The sequence below is a fragment of the Xenophilus sp. genome, assembly GCF_044462705.1.
Lineage (GTDB): Bacteria > Pseudomonadota > Gammaproteobacteria > Burkholderiales > Burkholderiaceae_C > Xenophilus > Xenophilus azovorans.
This window is the reverse complement of record NZ_JBIQNC010000106.1, coordinates 1-17239: the sequence shown is the minus strand read 5'-3', so window position 1 is coordinate 17239 and position 17239 is coordinate 1. Positions and strand designations below refer to the sequence as shown.

Sequence of the window (17239 nt, the reverse complement as noted above, 5' to 3'; positions counted from 1 at the left end):
AGCAGGCGACGCAGTCGATCGAGACGGCGCTGCGCGAGGGCGCCTGGCACGTCGAACGCACCGACGGCGGCGCCCTGGTCTGGCGCGCGCCGCAGGGTAGCGGGCTGCAGGACGCGCGCCGCGAGCCCGACGCCAGCCTGGGCCTGCGGCTGCTGCTGCAGCTGATCGGGCCGCTGGCGCCGGACGAGATGCTGTAGCGCGTCCGCTACCGCGGGGTCCAGTGCCGTCCGTCTACGGAGCGGTAGGTGCCGCCGGTCGCGCAGCAGCCGCCCGCGCCCAGCGCCCGCCGCCCGAGGGTGGCGAGCACGGCCTCCCCATCGGCATCCAGCCACTGGCGCTCGCAGGAGGTGAAGAAGGGATAGGGGCCCGGAGGGACCGCAGCCCGCAAGCGCAGCCCCCAGCACCAGCACGCCCAGGACGCTCCGCTCACAGCCCATCGCGCACCCGCACGAAGGTCTTCCAGAACGCCGCGTCCTGCGTCGTCGCGAAGTTGATGCGCATCAGCGTGGTCGGCGCGCGGCGCGCGTGGAACAGCGAGCCCGGCGCGAGCAGATAGCCCTCGTCCAGCATGCGCTGCGTCAGCGTGTCGGTGTCCACGCCGGTCTGGACCCAGCCGAACAGGCCGGCCGGCTCGGCGGCCAGCGTGCACCCGTGCGCCAGCGCCAGCTTCACCGCGCGGGCGCGGGCGCCGTCCAGCCGCAGGCGGATGCGCTCGACGTGCCGGCGCAACTGGCCCTGGTCGATGCACCAGGCCAGCGCCCGCTCGAACAGCGCCGGCGTGGTAAGGGTGGCCAGCAGCTTGGTCTCCAGCAGCCGCTCGACCAGGGCCGGCGAGGCGGTGAGGAAGCCGATGCGCCAGTTGGGCGCCAGGATCTTGGCGAAGCCGCTGACGTAGATGGTGCGCGAGAGGCCGTCCAGCACCGACAGGCGCGTGGCGTGCTCGGGGGCGAGGTGGCTGTAGGTGTCGTCCTCGACGATGTGGAAGTCGTGCTGCTGCGCCATCTGCAGCACGCGGTGCGCGCTGGCCGGCGAGAGGCAGTGGCCCGTCGGGTTGTGCAGCACGCTGACGCTGACGAAGAGCTTGGGCGCATGCGCCTCGCAATAGCGCTGCATCACCTCCAGGTCGGGCCCGTCGGCGCGGCGCGGCACGGGCAGCACGCGCATGCCCAGCGCCTCCAGCCGCGCGAACTCCACCGCCCAGCCGGGCTCCTCCACCATCACCGGGTCGCCGGCGCGCAGCAGGGTGCGGCTGACGATGTCCAGCGCGTGCGTGGCGCCGACGGTGGTGACGATCTGCGCGGGCGGCACCTCCAGCTGGATGCCGGCCAGCTTCTTCGCCAGGCTGCGGCGCAGGCCGGCGTCGCCGGCCGGGTCACCGTACTGGAGCGAGAACTCCTGCAGCGCCTTCACGCCGGTGACGCGGCGCACCGCGGCGGGCATGAAGCTGCTCTCCAGCCAGTCGGGCGGCAGCACGCCCATGCCGGGCTGGGGCTTGTCGCTCTGGCGGTGGAACATGCCGCGGATCAGCGTGCTGGCGTCGGCCGGCGCGGCCGCCAGCACGGTGGCGGCGGGCGCCGATGCCTCGTCGGCCGCACCGCGCCCGGGGCGCGCCGGCGCCGCGGCCTCGCTGCGCACGTAGAAGCCGCGCTGGCGACGCGCCTCGACCAGCCCCTGCGCGAGCAGCTGGTCGTAGGCGGCCACCACGGTGTGCGGGCTCACGCCCTGCTGGCGCGCGCATTCGCGCACCGAGGGCAGGCGCGCGCCGGGCGCCAGCAGGCGGTTGCGGATGCGCTCGGCAAAGCGGTCGGCGAGCTGCTCGGTCAGCGTCTGGGCGGATGTTCGTGTCAGCATGCGTGTGTCGGCGCGGTGACCAGTACAGATGGCCCTCAATGTTCTCGAATCTGTACTGGTTGTGTAATGGTCCTCAGTTTAGAGTGCGTTTCCATGGAATGGCAAGAATTCACGGCACTGCTGGTGCTGGCCACGGCGATGAGCTTCACGCCCGGCCCCAACACCACGCTGGCCACGGCCCTCGCGGCCAACGGCGGGCTGCGCGGCGCGATGCGCTTCGTGGTCGCCGTGCCCTTTGGCTGGAGCCTGCTGCTGCTGCTCACGGCCGGCGGCCTGGGCGCGCTGGTGACGGCCGTGCCGGCGGCGCGGCTGGCAGTCAAGGCGCTGGGCATCGCCTACCTGCTGTGGCTGGCGTTCAAGCTGTCGCAAAGCGGCCGGCTGGGCCAGGCCGACGGCGCGCGCATGCAGGTCGGCTTCTGGCAGGGCGTGGGCCTGCAGTTCGTGAACATCAAGGCCTGGCTGCTGGCGCTGGCCATCGTGGCCGGCTGGGTGGCCGGCAAGGCCGACGCGGCGCAGCGCACGGGGCTGGTGCTGGCGGTGATGCTGCTGTTCGCCTTTGCCAGCAACTTCCTCTATGCGGCGGCCGGCGCGCTGCTGCGCCGGTGGCTCGCGCAGGGGAGCCGCCTGCTCTGGTTCAACCGCGCGATGGCGCTGGTGCTGGTGCTCACCGCGGCCTGGATGGCGGTCGCATGACGGCCGCGCACAGGCCGACGCGCGAAGAGACGCTGGGGCTGTGGCTGGGCGTGCTGGGCGTGGCCTTCTTCGGCATCACGCTGCCGGCCACCCGGCTGGCCACCGGCACGGCCGAGGCGCCGCAGCTCTCGCCCTGGTTCGTGACGGTGGGGCGCGCGGCGCTGGCCGGCGCGCTGTCGGCGGTCTTCCTGCTCGCCACGCGTTCGCCGCGGCCGCAGCCGCACCAGTGGAAGCCGCTGGCGATGGCGGTGCTGGGCAACGTGATCGGCTATCCGCTGCTGCTGGCCTATGCGCTGCGCAGCGTCACCGCCGGCCATGCGGCCGTGATCACCGCGCTGCTGCCGCTGGTGACGGCCGCCGTCGCGGCCTGGGTGCTGCACCAGCGCGCGCGGCTGGGCTTCTGGGTCTGCGCGGTGCTGGGCAGCGCGCTGGTGGTGGCCTTCTCGCTGCTGCGCGCCTGGCAGCAGGGGCACGGCTTCGGCTTCGAGTGGGCCGACGTGCTGCTGGTCGGCGCGGTGATCGCCGCCTCGGTGGGCTACATCTACGGCGCGCAGGTCACGCCGGCGCTGGGCGCGGAGCGCGTCATCTGCTGGGTCTGCGTGATGGCGCTGCCGCTCACGCTGCCCGCCACCGTCGCGCTGTGGCCCGACCGGCCGGCGGCCCCCTCGGCCTGGGCCGGCTTCGTCTACCTCGGGGTGTTCTCGATGTGGATGGGCTTCTTCGCCTGGTACCGCGGGCTGGCCATGGGCGGCGCCCTGCGCGTGAGCCAGACGCAGCTCCTCCAGCCCTTCTTCTCGATCCTCGCCTCGATCCCCCTGCTGGGCGAGCCGCTGGACGTGGTGACGCTCGGCTTCGCCGCGGCCGTGGTGGCCACGGTGGTGGCGGGCAAGAAGTTCTCACAACCTGCCGCGGCGGACAGCGCCCGGCGCACGCTCGACACAACGACATCAAGGAGCCCCTCATGACGATGACCTGGACCCTCGCCGCCCGCGCGGAAAAGATGAACCCCTCGGCGATCCGCGAGATCCTGAAGGTCACCGAGCGCCCGGACGTCATCAGCCTGGCCGGCGGCCTGCCCTCGCCGAAGACCTTCCCCGTGAGCGAGTTCGCCGCCGCCTGCGCCGAGGTGCTGGCCACCGACGGCCAGGCCGCGCTGCAGTACGCCGCCAGCGAGGGCTACGCGCCGCTGCGCCAGGCGGTGGCCGGCATGCTGCCGTGGGACGTGGACCCGGCGCAGGTGCTGATCACCACCGGCTCGCAGCAGGGCCTGGACCTGATCGCCAAGGTGCTGCTCGACCCGGGCAGCAAGGTGCTGGTGGAAACACCGACCTACCTGGGCGCGCTGCAGGCCTTCAGCCCGATGGAGCCGCAGGCGGTGAGCGTGGCGAGCGACCACGAGGGCGTGCTGGCCAACGACCTGCGAGCAAAGGCGAAGGACGCGCGTTTCATCTACCTGCTGCCCAACTTCCAGAACCCCACCGGCCACACGATGAGCGAGGCGCGCCGCGCCGCCGTCTCGGCCGTCGCCGCCGAGGCCGGCCTGCCGATCGTCGAGGACAACCCCTACGGCGAGCTGTGGTTCGACCAGCCGCCGCCGGCGCCGCTCACGGCCCGCAACCCCGGGGGCTGCATCTACCTGGGCTCCTTCTCCAAGGTGCTGGCGCCGGGCCTGCGGCTGGGCTTCCTGGTCGCGCCGAAGGCGATCTTCCCCAAGCTGCTGCAGGCCAAGCAGGCGGTGGACCTGCACACGCCCATCTTCACCCAGCGCATGGTGACTGCGGTGATGAAGGACGGCTTCCTCGACCGCCACGTGCCCACCATCCGCGCGCTCTACAGGCAGCAGCGCGATGCGATGGTGGCGGCGCTGCGCCGGGAGATGCACGGCCTGGACGTCGAGTTCAACGTGCCCGCCGGCGGCATGTTCCTGTGGCTGCGCCTGCCCGAGGGCATCGACACCGGCGCGCTGCTGGCGCGCGCGGTGGAGCGCCACGTGGCCTTCGTGCCCGGCGCGCCCTTCTACGCCGGCGAGCCGGACGTGCGCACGCTGCGGCTGTCCTTCGTCACCGCCACGCCCGAGCAGATCGCCACCGCCGTCGCCGCGCTGGCCGAGGCCGTGCGCGAGGCGCTGGGCAAGGGGTGAGCGCCATGCTGAACATCTGGGGCCGCATCAGCTCGATCAACGTGCGCAAGGTGGTGTGGTGCGCGCAGGAGCTGGGCCTGGACTTCCAGCGCACCGAGGCCGGCGGCAAGTACGGCGTGGTGCAGTCGCCCGAGTACCTGGCGCTGAACCCGAACGCGCTGGTGCCGGCCATCAGCGACGACGACGGCTTCGTGCTGTGGGAGTCGAACGTGATCGTGCGCTACCTGTGCGCCCGGCACTGGACGCGGCAGCTCTACCCCGAGCAGCTGCCCGAGCGCTTCGACGCCGAGCGCTGGATGGATTGGCAGCAGACCACGCTCAACCGCGTGAGCGGCGGCGCCTTCCTGCAGTGGGTGCGCACGCCGCCGGCCGAACGCGACGCGCAGGTGATCGCGCAGTCGGTCGCTGCCACCGAGCCGCTGATGGCGATGCTCGACGCCCACCTCGCCAGCCGGCCCTTCATGGCCGGCGAGCGCTTCACCATGGCCGACATCCCCATCGGCTGCGAGGTGCACCGCTGGTTCGGCCTGCCGCCGGCCGAGTACCGGCACCCGACCTGGCCGCACCTGGAGCGCTGGTTCGCCGAGGTGCAGGCACGCCCCGGCGCGCGCGGCGTGCTGGATCTCCCCCTGGAATGACCACCGTGACCTCCTCTCGCTCCTTCCAGCAAGTCGACGTCTTCACCGGCACGCCCGGCTTCGGCAACCCGCTCGCGGTCGTGCTCGACGCCGAGGGCCTTTCCGACGAGGCGATGCAGCGCTTCGCGCGCTGGACGAACTTGTCGGAAACCACCTTCGTGCTGCCGCCCACCGACCCGACGGCCGACTACCGCGTGCGCATCTTCACGCCCGGCGGCGAGCTGCCCTTCGCCGGCCACCCGACGCTGGGCACCTGCCATGCGTGGCTGCGCGCCGGCGGCCGGCCGCGACGCCAGGGCCGCGTGGTGCAGCAGTGCGCCGTGGGGCTGGTGGACATCCGCGCCGGCGGGCGGCTGGCCTTCGCCGCGCCGCCGGTCAGGCGCAGCGCGCCGAGCCCGATGCTGCTGGCCAAGGTGGCCGCCGCTCTGGGCCTGAAGGCGCCGCAGATCCTCGCTGCGCAGATGCTGGACAACGGCCCGGTGTGGCTGGGCCTGCTGCTGGCCGACGACGAGGCCGTGCTGTCGCTGCGGCCCGACCACCGCGCGCTGCGCGAGCTGGGGCAGAAGATCGGCGTCGCCGGGCTGCCGGCGTCGCAGGCGTCGCCCTTCCTGATCGGCCGCTCCAGCCGCGAGGCGCGCGCCTTTGGGGGCCGCCAGGACGAGGGCGACGTCGCCGTGGCCGAACGCGAGGACACGGTGGACCTGGAGGTGCGCGCCTTCGCCGCGCCCATCGGCGTGGACGAGGACCCGGTCACCGGCAGCCTCAACGCCAGCCTGGCGCAGTGGCTGATCGCGGAGGGCCACCTGGGCGAGCGCTACGTCGCCGGCCAGGGGCAGTGCCTGGGGCGCGACGGCCGCGTCTTCATCGAGCGCGACGCGGAGGGCCAGGTGTGGGTGGGCGGCGACGTCGCGCCCTGCATCGAGGGCCGCGTGGCACTGTGAGCCCCCGCCCGGCCGCTCCGAAGGGGGCTCGCACCGCAGCGCGCCAGCGCGAAGGTATGCCGATGTCCCCGCAGATCGACCACCTCGTCGTCGCCGCCGCCTCGCTGGCCGAGGGCGTGGCCTGGTGCGAGGCGACGCTGGGCGTCACGCCCGCGCCCGGCGGCGCGCACCCGCTGATGGGCACGCACAACCGGCTGCTGGCGCTGGGCGGTGCCGGCTTCCCGCGCTGTTACCTGGAGATCATCGCCATCGACCACGGCGCGCAGCCTGCCCGCGCCCGCGGCCTGCGGCGCTGGTTCGACCTGGACGACCCGGTGCTCCAGGCCGGCCTGGAGCACGACGGCCCGCGCCTGGTGCACTGGGTCGCCCGCGTGCCCGACATGCACGCCGCCGTGCAGGCGCTGGCCGCCGGGCCGGCGCCGATCGACCGCGGCGCGGTGCTCGCGGCCTCGCGGCAGACGCCTGCCGGCCGCCTGCAGTGGCAGATCACCGTGCGCGACGACGGCCAGCGCCTCTTCTACGGCGCGCTGCCCACGCTGATCCAGTGGGGCGGCGACGCGCACCCCGCCGACAGCCTGCCGCACGCCGGCGTCGACCTGCTGGACCTGCAGGCGACGCACCCGCGGCCCGAGGCGCTGCGCCCGGCGCTGGCGGCGCTGGGCCTGCAGGACACCGTGCCGGTGGAGGCCGGCGCCCCCAGCCTGGCCGCGCGGCTGCACACGCCGCGCGGCGAGGTCACGCTCGCATCGAAAGGACTCTGATGACCGGCCTGCACGAACTGCTGTTCTTCTCCCTGGCCGCCCTGGTGCTGGTGCTCACGCCGGGGCCGAACATGATCTATTGCGTCTCTCGCGCGCTGTGCCAGGGCCGTGCGGCGGGGCTGCTCTCGCTGGCCGGGGTGCTGCTGGGCTTCGTCGTGCACCTGATGGCGGCCTCGCTGGGCCTCACGGCGCTGCTGCTGGCCGTGCCCTTCGCCTTCGACGCGATCCGGCTGGCCGGCGCGGCCTACCTGGCGTGGCTGGCCTGGCAGGCGGTGAAGCCGGGCGGCGCGGCGCCCTTCCAGCCGCGCACCCTGCCGACCGACCCGCCGCGCCGGCTGTTCGCCATGGGCTTCCTCACCAACGTGCTGAACCCGAAGGTGGCGATGTTCTACCTTTCCTTCTTCCCGCAGTTCCTGCACCCGGACCAGGGCTCGGTGCTGCTGCAGAGCCTGAAGCTGGGCGCGATCCAGATCGGCATCAGCGGCGCGGTGAACTGCGCGCTGGTGCTGGGCGCGGCCGGCATCACCGTCTTCCTCTCGCGCAGCGAGGGCTGGCTGCGCGCCCAGCGCTGGGTGATAGGCAGCGTGCTGGCCGCGCTGGCCGTTCGCATCGCCCTGCCCGAACGCGAGTGAGGCCCGCCATGCGATTCACCGCCGACGAGATCGCCGACGCACGGCGCACCGTGCAGGCCGCGCTGCCGCCCACGCCGCAGTACGCCTGGCCGCTGCTGGCCGAGGCGCTGGGCTGCGAGGTCTGGCTCAAGCACGAGAACCACACGCCCGTGGGTGCCTTCAAGCTCCGCGGCGGGCTGACCTACTTCGACGCGCTGCGGCGCACGCAGCCCGGCGTGCGGCACGTCATCAGCGCCACGCGCGGCAACCACGGCCAGTCGGTCGGTTTCGCGGCGCGGCGGCACGGCCTGGCGGCCACCATCGTGGTGCCGCACGGCAATTCGGTGGAGAAGAACGCCGCCATGCGCGCGCTGGGCGTCACGCTGGTCGAGCACGGCGACGACTTCCAGGCCGCCGCCGAGCATGCGGCGGAACTGGCCGAGGCGCAGGGCCTGCATCGCGTGCCGAGCTTCGACCGCGAGCTGGTGCGCGGCGTGGCGACGGCCTGCGTCGAGTTCTTCGAGGCGCTGCGCGAGGCGCCGCCGGAGGTGCTGTTCGTGCCCATCGGCCTGGGCTCGGGCTTCGCCGCCGCCGCGGCGGCGCGGGCGCACGCGGGGGTGAAGACCCGGCTGGTGGGCGTGGTGTCGGCGCATGCGACGGCGTACCTCGATTCCTGGCGCGCCGGCCATGCCGTGGAGGCGCCGGTGAGCACGGTGCTGGCCGACGGCATGGCCTGCCGCACGCCGGTGCCCGAATCGCTGGAGGTGCTGCGCCGCGAGGCCGACGACGTGGTCGCCGTCACCGACGAGGAGGTGGCCGCCGCCATGCGCCTGCTCTACCGCGCCACCCACAACCTGGCCGAAGGGGCCGGCGCCGCCGCGCTGGCCGCCGCGATGCAGCAGCGCGAACGCTGGGCCAGGCGGCGGGTGGGCGTGATGCTCACCGGCGGCAACGTGGACGCGCCGCTGTTCGCGCAGGTGCTGCGCGGCGGGTAGCGGCGTACGCCCGTCAGGCGGCGACGACGATCGGGAAGCGCGCCTGCAGACCGTCGCTGCCGGGCACGAAAGGCACCGTCACCGCCGCGCGGTCTTCCGCGCTCAGGCGGCGCCAGAGGCCGTCGCGGGCGTTGCCGGCGTCGCCCTCCACGTAGAGCTGCGTGGTGAGCAGCTCGCGCGCGCCCAGCTTCACCTTGAAGTGGATGTGCGGCGTGCGCCCGGTGTAGGGCACCGGCCGGATGGTGCGGAAGCGCCAGGCGCCGTCGGCCCCCACCGTTACCCGCCCGAAGCCCTGGAAGGCCGGGTCCGCCCGGTTGCCGTCGCCGCTGTGGTGGTAGCGGCCGCCTTCGTCGCACTGCCAGATCTCGACCTGCGCGCCAGCCACCGGCCGGCCGTCGAGGTCGCTGACCCGCCCCTCGACCCACGCCGGCTGGCCGCCGCCGTAGCGCAGCGTGCCGTTGCGCAGCAGGTCGCCGTCCTGGTCGGCCGGCAGGCGGTCGGGGTAGAACGGGCCTTCGGTCTGGGCGGGCGTGAGGCGGCGGGCGCCGGCCGGCTGCGCGCGGGCGCCCAGCCAGAGCGCGGGCGCCGCGACGGCGGTGGCGGCAGCAGCTCGCAGAACGAGGCGGCGCGGAGATGAGGCGACGTCGGGCATCGCCTTCCGACGCCATCCCGGGCAGCGAAGTTCCGGTCGCTGGCGCGACGCCGCCCGGCGTGCGCCTTCGCCAGAATCCGGGGCATGGGAACCCTCTACCTCGTGCGCCACGGCCAGGCCTCCTTCGGCGCCGACGACTACGACCAGCTCAGCGAGCTGGGCCACCGCCAGGCCGAGCGGCTGGGCGCCTACTGGCGCGAGCGCGGCATGCAGTTCGACGCCGTCATCACCGGCACGCTGCGCCGCCACCGCGAGACCTGGGAAGGCATCGCCAGGGGGCTCGGCCTGACGCGGGACGACGTCCTGCCCTGGCCCGGCCTGAACGAGTACGACAGCGCCGCGGTGGTGGCGAGCATCCACCCCGAAAAGCTGGAAAAGCCCGACACCCCCGAGCTGTACCGCCAGCACTTCCGCCTGCTGCGCGACGGGCTCGCCGCCTGGATGCAGGGCCGCACCGCGCCGGTGGGCATGCCCAGCTACGTGGACTTCCTCGCCGGCGTGACCACCGCGCTGGACCACGTGCGCGACCGCCACCACGGCGCGAAGGTGCTGGTGGTCAGCAGCGGCGGGCCGATCTCGACCGCGGTGGGCCACGTGCTGGGCACCAGCGCCGAGACGACCATCGAGCTGAACCTGCGCATCCGCAACACCGCGGTGACCGAGTTCGCCTTCACGCCCAAGCGGCACATGCTGGTGACCTACAACACCCTGCCGCACCTGGACGGGCCGGCGTACGAGGACTGGGTGACCTACGCCTGAGGCACGCGCTCAGCCCGCCGTCGCCTCGCCCAGCCAGCGCAGGTAGGCCGCCGAGCCGGCGGTGATCGGCACCTGCACGATCTCCGGCACCTCGTAGCCGTGGCGCTCGCGGATGAAGGCCTCCAGCTCGGCGAAGCGGCCGGCGCGGGTCTTGGCCATCAGCAGCCACTCGGGCTCGCGGCGCGTCTCGCCCTGCCACGCGTAGACGCTGCGCACCCGCTGGATTTGCACGCAGGCGGCCAGGCGTGCCTGCACGATGGCGTCGGCCAGCTGTTCGGCCTCGTCCTCGGTGCCGGCGGTGGTCAGGACGATGCAGGCGGTGTCGCTCATCGGGTGTTCCTTTCAGGCATCAAGAAGAAGCAGCGGCGGCGGGGGCCCTAACCCTGCCACACGCCGTAGCCCAGCGCGCGCAGGCGGATCCCCAATTCCACCTCCATCGCCTGCGCCTCCTTGTAGGTCATCGGGTTGTGGCGCTCGTAGAGCTGCGGCAGCAGGCGCAGGCCGTACAGCAGGACGAAGCGGTTGGCCTGCAGGCCGGCCTTGTGGCGGTCGAAGCGCAGGTCCGGGTCCAGGCCCGTCATGCCCACGTAGACGAAGGGCCGGCCGAGCTGCCAGCCGGGATTGGAGCGGCGGAAGCGCGCGCTGTTCCACACCCGGTCGTCCAGCTCGACGACGTAGACGTGGTGGCGGCGGCGCACGCGCGGCGTGCGGGGCGCGTTCACGCCTGCGCCTCCCCCGGCGCGGTGCCCGACAGGTCGGCCGCCGGGCTGGTCGAGAGCGAGAAGTCGGCCACGATCTGCCGCAGCAGCGTGGACGCGGCCGGCGCCAGCACCCGGCCGTGGCGCGACACCACGTGCACGCGGCCCTGCGACAGCAGCGGGTTCCTCATCGGCAGCGCGACCACGCGCGCGGCGTCCAGCGTGGACGGCAGCGACATGCGGGTGGACAGCGCGTAGCCCAGCCCCGCCACCACGAAGTGGCCCAGGGCGTTGAAGGAGCTGGTGGTCAGCACCGTGTTCAGCCGCACGCCTTCGCTGATCTCCGCCGCCTCGATGTGCTGGCGCACGCCGAAGCTGTGGTGCAGCGCGACGCCGGGGTACGGCTGCAGGTCGGCCAGCTTCAGCGAGCGCCCCAGCCGGGCCAGCGGATGCGCGTCGAGCACCAGCGTCTGGATCGGCTGGGAGTGCGAGTGGTGCGAGCGCAGCCGGTCGTCGCGCGGCGGCTGGAACAGCATGCCGATGTGGGCCCGCTCCTCGACGATGCGCCGCACGATCTCGTCGGAACTGCCCACCGACAGGTCGACGGTGATGCCGGGATGCTGCGCCATGAAGCGGCGCAGGCTGTGGCGCATCAGCCAGTCGACGAAGCCCTCGCCGGCGACGATGTCGATGTGGCCGCGCTCGATCTTCTGGATGCTGTCGAGCTGGGCCAGCAACTGCTGCTTCTGGCTGTGCTGGCGGCGCAGGTAGCCGGCCAGGAGTTCGCCGGCGTCGGTGGGCACCACGCCGCGGCCGCGCCGCTCCAGCAGGCGCGTGCCGCAGTCCTGCTCCAGCACGCCGATGGCGCGGCTGACGGCCGACGGGTCCATGCCCAGTACCTCGGCCGCGCCGCGCACCGAGCCGCTTTCCACCACCTGCATGAAGTAGCGCACGCGGCGCGCGTCGAGCCGGTCGTCCATCGCGTTCAGCATGGGGTGGCGCCCCGAGCGTTGCATTTCATGCAACAAATATCCCAACTTCCGGTCATTGATGCAACAGCGCGGCTTGACGAGACTTCGCTGCGCCGGCCCGCCGGCAGCGCGGCCGGCCGGGGTGCGGGCGGCCGCCGCCCTTTCTTTCTTCTTCTCCTCGCGCCCGCTTCGACACGTAGGAAAGCTCCCCTCCATGAATACCGCCTCGTCCACCTCCCCGGCGCTGTCCGGCGCGCCGCTCGCCTCGCCCCTGGCCGGCCGCCTGCGCCTGCTGATCGTCACGCTGCTGGTCGTCGCGCTGGCCGAGTGGATCGGCTCGGCCCAGTTCCAGGCCGGCCCCGGCAAGGTCGTGCTGCTGCCCATGCTGTGGGCGCTGCTGATCGCCGCCGCCTGGGGCACCGCGCAGCGCCGCATGCCCGCCGCCGTGCGCATCGACACCGGGCTGCAGGGCCTGGCCGGCGGCCTGCTCAACGCCGCGCTGATGCTGTTCGTCGCCAAGCTCAGCCTGACGGTGGGCGGCGCGCTGCCGCTGGTCATGAAGGCCGGCTGGGCGCTGTTCTTCCAGGAGTTCGGCCACGCCTTCGGCACGCTGGTGCTGGGCCTGCCGCTGGCGCTGGTGCTGGGCATCAAGCGCGAGGCGGTGGGCTCCACCTTCTCGGTGGGCCGCGAGGGCAACATCGCCATCATCGGCGAGAAGTACGGCATGGCCTCGGCCGAGGGCCGCGGCGTGCTGGCCGAGTACATCACCGGCACGGTGCTGGGCGCGCTGTTCATCGCCATCCTGGCCGGCTTCGTCGCCAGCCTGAACATCTTCGACCCGCGTTCGCTGGCCATGGGCGCCGGCGTGGGCTCGGGCAGCCTGATGGCGGCCGCGCTGGGCACCATCACGGCGCAGCTGCCGCCGCACATGGTGGAGGAGGTCACCGCCATCGCCGCGGCGTCCAACCTGCTGACCATGGTGGTGGGCTTCTACTTCACGCTCTTCCTGTCGCTGCCGGCCTGCTCGTGGCTGTACGGCAAGCTGGAGCCGGTGCTGGGCCGCCTCACGAAGCGCGGCCGCCAGGCGGTCGAGGAGGCCGCGCCCGACGCGAAGAGCGCCCTGGGCAGCATGCACGGCGTCTCGCTCGGCGACACGGCGCTGGCCTGGGTGCTGATGACCGGCGGCGTGGTGATCGCCAACGCCCTGTCGTACAAGGTGTCGCCGCTGGTGTCGCTGGAAGGCATGCTGATCGTCGTGGCCATCGTGGCCGTGGTCACCGCCGTCAAGCGCTTCGTCCCCCGGCTGCCGCTGGTCATCACGCTGGGCGTGGTGGCCACGGCGGTCGGCATCCCGGGCATGTTCCCCTTCACCGCCACGGTGCTGGAGCTGACCGGCAAGCTGAACTTCATGGCCTTCACCACGCCGGTGCTGGCGCTGGCCGGCTTCTCGGTCGCCAAGGACCTGCCCCTGTTCCGCCGGCTGGGCTGGCGCATCGTGGTGGTGTCGCTGGCCGCGACGGCGGGCACCTTCCTGGGCGCGACATTGATCGCCGAATTCTTCCACTGACCCCACGACGACACGGAAACCCCATGTACCGCGACCCCGAGATCGCCGAAGACATCCGCCAGAGCATGGTCGCCTGGCGCCGCGACATCCACGCCAACCCCGAGACCGCCTTCGAGGAGCACCGCACCGCCAACGTGGTGGCCCACGCGCTCACGCTGATGGGCCTGCCCATCCACCGCGGCCTGGCCACCACCGGCGTGGTCGCCACGCTGAAGCACGGCGAAGGACCCAGCATCGCGCTGCGCGCCGACCTGGACGCGCTGAACATGCAGGAGCTGGGCAGCCACAAGCCGCACATCTCCACCTGCCAGGGCAAGATGCACGGCTGCGGCCACGACGGCCACACCGCCATGCTGCTGGGCGCGGCCGCGCACCTGGCGCGGCACAAGCCCTTCCGGGGCACGGTGCACTTCGTCTTCCAGCCCGGCGAGGAGAACGAGGGCGGCGGCCGCGTGATGGTGGAAGAGGGGCTGTTCGAGCAGTTCCCCGCCGACGCGGTGTACGGCATGCACAACTTCCCGGGCCTGCCGCGCGGGCGCTTCGCCATTCGCACCGGCACCATGACGGCCTACCTCGACACCTTCGAGATCACCGTCACCGGCAAGGGCAGCCACGGCGCCATGCCCGAGACCGGCATCGATTCCATCGTGGTGGCCTCGCAGCTCGTCAACGCGCTGCAGACCATCGTGAGCCGCCGCACCGGCGCCACCGACTCGGCCGTGGTCAGCGTCACGCAGATCCACGGCGGCGACACCTGGAACGTGATCCCCGAGGAGGTGGTGCTGCGCGGCACCGTGCGCACGCTGGACGCCGGCATCCAGGACAGGGTGCAGGCGGCGATGCAGCAGATCTGCGAGGGCACGGCGGCCACGCACGGCGCGCGGGTGGCGCTGAACTACATGCGCGGCTACCCGGGCGTGGTCAACACCCCGAAGGAGACGGCCGCCGCCGTGGCCGCCGCCGCCAGCCTGGTGGGCGAGGACAAGGTGGACACCGGCATCCCGCCCGCCATGGGCTCGGAGGACTTCGCCTTCATGCTGCAGAAGCGCCCCGGCGCCTACATCGCCATCGGCGCCGGCGAAGGCCCAAGCGACCCGCCCGTGCACAACCCCTACTACGACTTCAACGACAACATCCTGCCGCTGGGCGCGGCCTACTGGGTGGCACTGGTCAAGCAGCAGCTCCCCGTCGCATGATGCGCTGATGCTGTCCGCCTTCGACATCTTCAAGATTGGCATCGGCCCCTCCAGTTCGCACACGGTGGGGCCGATGCGCGCGGCGCTGATGTTCGTGCGCTCGCTCGAAGCGCAGGAGCTGCTGGCGCGCGCCGCGCGGGTGCAGGTGGAGCTGTTCGGCTCGCTCGGCGCGACCGGCCGCGGCCACGCCACCGACCAGGGCGTGCTGCTGGGCCTGATGGGCGAGGCGCCCGACACGGTGGACCCGGCCCGCGCCGCCGCGCAGGTCGCCGGCGTGCGGCGCGACAAGCGCCTGCCGCTGCTGGGCACGCACGCCATCGAGTTCGATCCGCAGCGCGACATCGCCTTCCTCGGCGAGCGCTCGATGCCCGAGCATCCCAACGCGATGCGCGTGGCCGCCTTCGACGCGGCCGGCGCGCTGCTGCGCGAGGCGCACTACTTCTCGGTCGGCGGCGGCTTCGTGGTCGAGGGCGGCGCCGAGGCGCCGGCCACGTCGGTGCATGCCGTGGCGCTGCCCTTCCCCTTCGGCACCGGCGACGAACTGATGGCGCACGCCGCAGCGCAGCAGCGCTCGATCGCCTCGCTGGTGCTGGCCAACGAGTGCGCCTGGCGCCCCGAGGCAGAGGTGCGCGCCGGCCTGCTGCGCATCTGGCAGGTGATGCAGGACTGCGTGGAACGCGGCTTCGGCATCGACAACGCGCAGGCGGCCGAGCCGCTGCCCGGCGCGCTGCACATGCGCCGGCGCGCGCCCGAGCTGCACCGCAGCCTCTCGGCGGGCGGTGCGGGCGCCGACCCACTGGCGGCGATGGACTGGGTCAACGCCTTCGCCATGGCCGTGAACGAGGAGAACGCCGCGGGCGGGCGCGTGGTCACCGCGCCCACCAACGGCGCCGCCGGCGTGGTGCCGGCGGTGCTGCACTACTACGTGAAGTTCGTGCCCGGCGCGAGCGAGGCGGGCGTGATCGACTTCCTGCTCACCGCCGCGGCCATCGGCATGCTCTACAAGACCAACGCCTCCATCTCGGGCGCCGAGGTCGGCTGCCAGGGCGAGGTGGGCGTGGCCTGCTCGATGGCGGCCGGCGCGCTGGCCGCGGCACAGGGCGGCACGCCGCGGCAGGTGGAGAACGCGGCCGAGATCGGCATGGAGCACAACCTGGGCCTGACCTGCGACCCGGTGGGCGGGCTGGTGCAGATCCCCTGCGTGGAGCGCAACGCGATGGGCGCCGTCAAGGCCATCAACGCCGCGCGCATGGCGCTGCGCGGCGACGGCAGCCACTACGTGTCGCTGGACACCATCATCCGCACCATGAAGCAGACCGGCGAGGACATGAAGTTCACCTACAAGGAGACTTCGCTCGGCGGCCTGGCCGTCAACGTGGTGGAGTGCTGAACCCGCCCTCCGCCGGCGCGGCCGGTTTGCTTCAGGTCTTCTTGCGGATCAGCCCCCACAGCACCAGCAGGACGATCGCGCCGAGCACCGAGGCGATGAAGCTGGCCGGCTGGCCCGCGGCATACCAGCCCATCGCCTGGCCGAGATAGGTCGCGACCACCGAGCCCAGGATGCCGATGACGGTGGTGACGATGAAGCCGGCCGAGTCGTCGCCGGGCTTGACGGCACGCGCGATCAGGCCGACGACGAAGCCGATCAGGATGGTCCAGATGATGCTCATGGTGTTCTTTCCTCTTGTTGAACGGGGTGATGCGACAGCCGGCGCATGATAGTGGCGGCGCCGCCCTGCGCGCGCCGGTGCATTGTGCGGGCGCGCGGCCGCCGGCGCTGTCTGCCAATGTCCTACAAGCAGGTGGGCCCGGCGCCCGTCCTTTTCAGCCTGCGGGGTCGGGCCCGAGCGCCGACAGCGGCACCCGCGACACCTCCTGCAGCACCTGGGCGAGGCCGCGCGCGGCCGCCTCCACCAGCATGCGCCCCTGCCCGGCGGTGGCGGCGGCGGCATTGCCGGCGGCGCCCTGCGGGTGGTAGTCCTGCATCGCCCAGCCCAGCCGGGCGCTGCGGCCGTTGCCGATCACGGGGTAGTCGGCGGCGCGCTGCTCGGAGGCCGGCCGGAAGTCCTGCGCCGCGTCCATGCGCACCGCGCCGGGCGCGAGCGCCAGCATCATGGCCGTCTCGGACTGGCCGGCGTGCACGTCGAAGCGGTCCAGCGCGATGGGGCGGCCGGCGGCGTCGGCCAGCGGCAGGTTGAACCAGCTCACGCTCCACACCAGCAGGTCGTGCGCCTCGCGCAGCTCGCGGGCGACGATGTCCATCGCGCCGACGTGGCCGCCGTGCGCGTTGAACAGCACCAGCTTCTTCAGCCCGGCGCGGGCCACGCAGGCGCCGATCTCCTTCCACATGCGGATCAGCGTCTCGGCCGAGAGCGTGAGCGTGCCGGCGAAGCGCGCGTGCTCCGGGCTGAGGCCGATGGCCTGCGTGGGCAGGAACAGCACCGGCAGCGCCGCCGGCAGCAGCGGCAGGGCCGCCCGCACGATGCCGTCGGCCAGCACGGTGTCCACCTCCAGCGGCAGGTGCGGGCCGTGCTGCTCGGTGGCGCCCAGCGGCAGCACGGCGACGGCGGCGGCCGGGTCGAGGGCGGCGAAGTCGCGGGTGCCGAGCTGGGCCCAGAAGCGGGGCGGCGGGGAGGCGGTCATGGCGCGATCTTAGGCGCGCCGGCGTGCTCAACGCAGGGAGGTCGTCTCGCGCTCGCGGGACTGGATCTTCTCGGCGCGGGCGATCGCGGCCTCCAGCGCCGCCAGGCTGGTGCTGGCCTCGCC

Annotated in this window: 19 protein-coding genes and 1 pseudogene; 13 read left to right on the top strand and 7 right to left on the bottom strand. The window is 73.1% G+C overall.

Going from position 1 to position 17239, the window contains the following annotated elements:
- Positions 1 to 197 (top strand): annotated as a pseudogene (locus ACIY1X_RS15995) (phospholipase D family protein); the annotation flags it as partial.
- Positions 198 to 426: 229 nt separating this feature from the next.
- On the opposite strand, the gene ACIY1X_RS15990 reads toward ACIY1X_RS15995, so the two are convergent.
- Positions 427 to 1851 carry a PLP-dependent aminotransferase family protein gene (locus tag ACIY1X_RS15990; RefSeq protein ID WP_399682213.1) on the bottom strand — a complete coding sequence of 475 codons (1425 nt, stop codon included), beginning with the start codon at positions 1849 to 1851 and terminating at the stop codon, positions 427 to 429.
- Positions 1852 to 1944: 93 nt separating this feature from the next.
- Between ACIY1X_RS15990 and ACIY1X_RS15985 the strand changes: the two genes are divergently transcribed.
- The 8 genes from ACIY1X_RS15985 (at position 1945) to ACIY1X_RS15950 (ending at position 8630) form a co-directional block, all read left to right on the top strand.
- Entirely contained in the window at positions 1945 to 2544 is a 600-nt protein-coding gene (locus ACIY1X_RS15985) for a LysE family translocator (protein ID WP_399682210.1), read from the top strand.
- Positions 2541 to 3509 (top strand): DMT family transporter, encoded by a 969-nt coding sequence (locus ACIY1X_RS15980; protein WP_399682207.1) that lies wholly within the window; start codon positions 2541 to 2543, stop codon positions 3507 to 3509. The genes ACIY1X_RS15985 and ACIY1X_RS15980 overlap by 4 nt, the downstream gene beginning before the upstream one ends.
- Before the next feature lie 2 nt (positions 3510 to 3511).
- On the top strand, positions 3512 to 4684 hold the full coding sequence (locus ACIY1X_RS15975; RefSeq protein ID WP_399682222.1) for a PLP-dependent aminotransferase family protein: 1173 nt from the start codon (positions 3512 to 3514) through the stop codon (positions 4682 to 4684).
- Positions 4685 to 4689: 5 nt separating this feature from the next.
- Positions 4690 to 5322 (top strand): glutathione S-transferase family protein, encoded by a 633-nt coding sequence (locus tag ACIY1X_RS15970; protein WP_399682205.1) that lies wholly within the window; start codon positions 4690 to 4692, stop codon positions 5320 to 5322.
- 5 nt (positions 5323 to 5327) lie between these two features.
- Positions 5328 to 6263 carry a PhzF family phenazine biosynthesis protein gene (locus ACIY1X_RS15965; RefSeq protein WP_399682202.1) on the top strand — a complete coding sequence of 312 codons (936 nt, stop codon included), beginning with the start codon at positions 5328 to 5330 and terminating at the stop codon, positions 6261 to 6263.
- A gap of 62 nt (positions 6264 to 6325) precedes the next feature.
- Positions 6326 to 7024, top strand: coding sequence for a VOC family protein (locus ACIY1X_RS15960; RefSeq protein ID WP_399682199.1), 699 nt, complete (start codon positions 6326 to 6328; stop codon positions 7022 to 7024).
- A complete protein-coding gene (locus tag ACIY1X_RS15955) occupies positions 7024 to 7656 on the top strand; it encodes a LysE family translocator (protein WP_399682196.1) in 633 nt (210 codons plus the stop codon). Before ACIY1X_RS15960 ends, ACIY1X_RS15955 begins: the two co-directional genes overlap by 1 nt.
- A gap of 8 nt (positions 7657 to 7664) precedes the next feature.
- A complete protein-coding gene (locus ACIY1X_RS15950) occupies positions 7665 to 8630 on the top strand; it encodes a threonine dehydratase (protein WP_399682193.1) in 966 nt (321 codons plus the stop codon).
- 13 nt (positions 8631 to 8643) lie between these two features.
- Here the strand turns inward: ACIY1X_RS15950 and ACIY1X_RS15945 are convergent, their stop codons facing one another.
- Positions 8644 to 9282 (bottom strand): intradiol ring-cleavage dioxygenase, encoded by a 639-nt coding sequence (locus tag ACIY1X_RS15945; RefSeq protein ID WP_399682190.1) that lies wholly within the window; start codon positions 9280 to 9282, stop codon positions 8644 to 8646.
- A gap of 84 nt (positions 9283 to 9366) precedes the next feature.
- Between ACIY1X_RS15945 and ACIY1X_RS15940 the strand changes: the two genes are divergently transcribed.
- On the top strand, positions 9367 to 10041 hold the full coding sequence (locus ACIY1X_RS15940) for a histidine phosphatase family protein (protein ID WP_399682188.1): 675 nt from the start codon (positions 9367 to 9369) through the stop codon (positions 10039 to 10041).
- A 9-nt stretch (positions 10042 to 10050) separates the two neighbouring features.
- On the opposite strand, the gene cutA is transcribed toward ACIY1X_RS15940, so the two are convergent.
- Genes cutA through ACIY1X_RS15925 form a run of 3 tightly spaced genes read right to left on the bottom strand, consistent with a single transcriptional unit; the run spans position 10051 to position 11719 of the window.
- Entirely contained in the window at positions 10051 to 10371 is a 321-nt protein-coding gene (cutA, locus tag ACIY1X_RS15935; protein WP_399682186.1) for a divalent-cation tolerance protein CutA, read from the bottom strand.
- A 47-nt stretch (positions 10372 to 10418) separates the two neighbouring features.
- On the bottom strand, positions 10419 to 10763 hold the full coding sequence (locus ACIY1X_RS15930) for a hypothetical protein (RefSeq protein WP_399682183.1): 345 nt from the start codon (positions 10761 to 10763) through the stop codon (positions 10419 to 10421).
- Entirely contained in the window at positions 10760 to 11719 is a 960-nt protein-coding gene (locus ACIY1X_RS15925; RefSeq protein WP_399682219.1) for a LysR family transcriptional regulator, read from the bottom strand. The genes ACIY1X_RS15930 and ACIY1X_RS15925 overlap by 4 nt, the downstream gene beginning before the upstream one ends.
- Before the next feature lie 205 nt (positions 11720 to 11924).
- Here ACIY1X_RS15925 and ACIY1X_RS15920 point away from each other — a divergent pair, with 205 nt between their 5' ends.
- The 3 genes from ACIY1X_RS15920 to ACIY1X_RS15910 are packed head-to-tail and all read left to right on the top strand — an operon-like array spanning position 11925 to position 15863.
- The gene (locus tag ACIY1X_RS15920) at positions 11925 to 13277 is read left to right on the top strand and encodes a DUF3100 domain-containing protein (protein WP_399682181.1); all 1353 of its coding nucleotides are present in this window, start codon (positions 11925 to 11927) and stop codon (positions 13275 to 13277) included.
- Positions 13278 to 13300: 23 nt separating this feature from the next.
- A complete protein-coding gene (locus ACIY1X_RS15915; RefSeq protein ID WP_038211486.1) occupies positions 13301 to 14473 on the top strand; it encodes a M20 aminoacylase family protein in 1173 nt (390 codons plus the stop codon).
- 4 nt (positions 14474 to 14477) lie between these two features.
- Positions 14478 to 15863 carry an L-serine ammonia-lyase gene (locus ACIY1X_RS15910; RefSeq protein ID WP_399682216.1) on the top strand — a complete coding sequence of 462 codons (1386 nt, stop codon included), beginning with the start codon at positions 14478 to 14480 and terminating at the stop codon, positions 15861 to 15863.
- Between the two features lie 31 nt (positions 15864 to 15894).
- Here the strand turns inward: ACIY1X_RS15910 and ACIY1X_RS15905 are convergent, their stop codons facing one another.
- Together ACIY1X_RS15905 and ACIY1X_RS15900 are read right to left on the bottom strand one after the other, a co-directional pair.
- The gene (locus tag ACIY1X_RS15905) at positions 15895 to 16143 is read right to left on the bottom strand and encodes a GlsB/YeaQ/YmgE family stress response membrane protein (RefSeq protein WP_038211488.1); all 249 of its coding nucleotides are present in this window, start codon (positions 16141 to 16143) and stop codon (positions 15895 to 15897) included.
- Between the two features lie 154 nt (positions 16144 to 16297).
- The gene (locus tag ACIY1X_RS15900) at positions 16298 to 17116 is read right to left on the bottom strand and encodes a creatininase family protein (RefSeq protein ID WP_038211495.1); all 819 of its coding nucleotides are present in this window, start codon (positions 17114 to 17116) and stop codon (positions 16298 to 16300) included.
- Positions 17117 to 17239 lie beyond the last annotated feature (123 nt).

Excerpts from the sequence above, each read along its gene's own strand:
- ACIY1X_RS15940 (WP_399682188.1), top strand. The coding sequence starts at position 9,367 with ATGGGAACCCTCTACCTCGTGCGCCACGGCCAGGCCTCCTTCGGCGCC.
- ACIY1X_RS15915 (WP_038211486.1), top strand. The coding sequence starts at position 13,301 with ATGTACCGCGACCCCGAGATCGCCGAAGACATCCGCCAGAGCATGGTC.
- ACIY1X_RS15920 (WP_399682181.1), top strand. The coding sequence starts at position 11,925 with ATGAATACCGCCTCGTCCACCTCCCCGGCGCTGTCCGGCGCGCCGCTC.
- ACIY1X_RS15925 (WP_399682219.1), bottom strand. The coding sequence starts at position 11,719 with ATGGACGACCGGCTCGACGCGCGCCGCGTGCGCTACTTCATGCAGGTG.
- ACIY1X_RS15980 (WP_399682207.1), top strand. The coding sequence starts at position 2,541 with ATGACGGCCGCGCACAGGCCGACGCGCGAAGAGACGCTGGGGCTGTGG.
- ACIY1X_RS15970 (WP_399682205.1), top strand. The coding sequence starts at position 4,690 with ATGCTGAACATCTGGGGCCGCATCAGCTCGATCAACGTGCGCAAGGTG.
- ACIY1X_RS15955 (WP_399682196.1), top strand. The coding sequence starts at position 7,024 with ATGACCGGCCTGCACGAACTGCTGTTCTTCTCCCTGGCCGCCCTGGTG.
- ACIY1X_RS15990 (WP_399682213.1), bottom strand. The coding sequence starts at position 1,851 with ATGCTGACACGAACATCCGCCCAGACGCTGACCGAGCAGCTCGCCGAC.
- ACIY1X_RS15985 (WP_399682210.1), top strand. The coding sequence starts at position 1,945 with ATGGAATGGCAAGAATTCACGGCACTGCTGGTGCTGGCCACGGCGATG.
- ACIY1X_RS15900 (WP_038211495.1), bottom strand. The coding sequence starts at position 17,116 with ATGACCGCCTCCCCGCCGCCCCGCTTCTGGGCCCAGCTCGGCACCCGC.
- ACIY1X_RS15950 (WP_399682193.1), top strand. The coding sequence starts at position 7,665 with ATGCGATTCACCGCCGACGAGATCGCCGACGCACGGCGCACCGTGCAG.
- ACIY1X_RS15905 (WP_038211488.1), bottom strand. The coding sequence starts at position 16,143 with ATGAGCATCATCTGGACCATCCTGATCGGCTTCGTCGTCGGCCTGATC.
- ACIY1X_RS15960 (WP_399682199.1), top strand. The coding sequence starts at position 6,326 with ATGTCCCCGCAGATCGACCACCTCGTCGTCGCCGCCGCCTCGCTGGCC.
- cutA (WP_399682186.1), bottom strand. The coding sequence starts at position 10,371 with ATGAGCGACACCGCCTGCATCGTCCTGACCACCGCCGGCACCGAGGAC.
- ACIY1X_RS15945 (WP_399682190.1), bottom strand. The coding sequence starts at position 9,282 with ATGCCCGACGTCGCCTCATCTCCGCGCCGCCTCGTTCTGCGAGCTGCT.
- ACIY1X_RS15975 (WP_399682222.1), top strand. The coding sequence starts at position 3,512 with ATGACCTGGACCCTCGCCGCCCGCGCGGAAAAGATGAACCCCTCGGCG.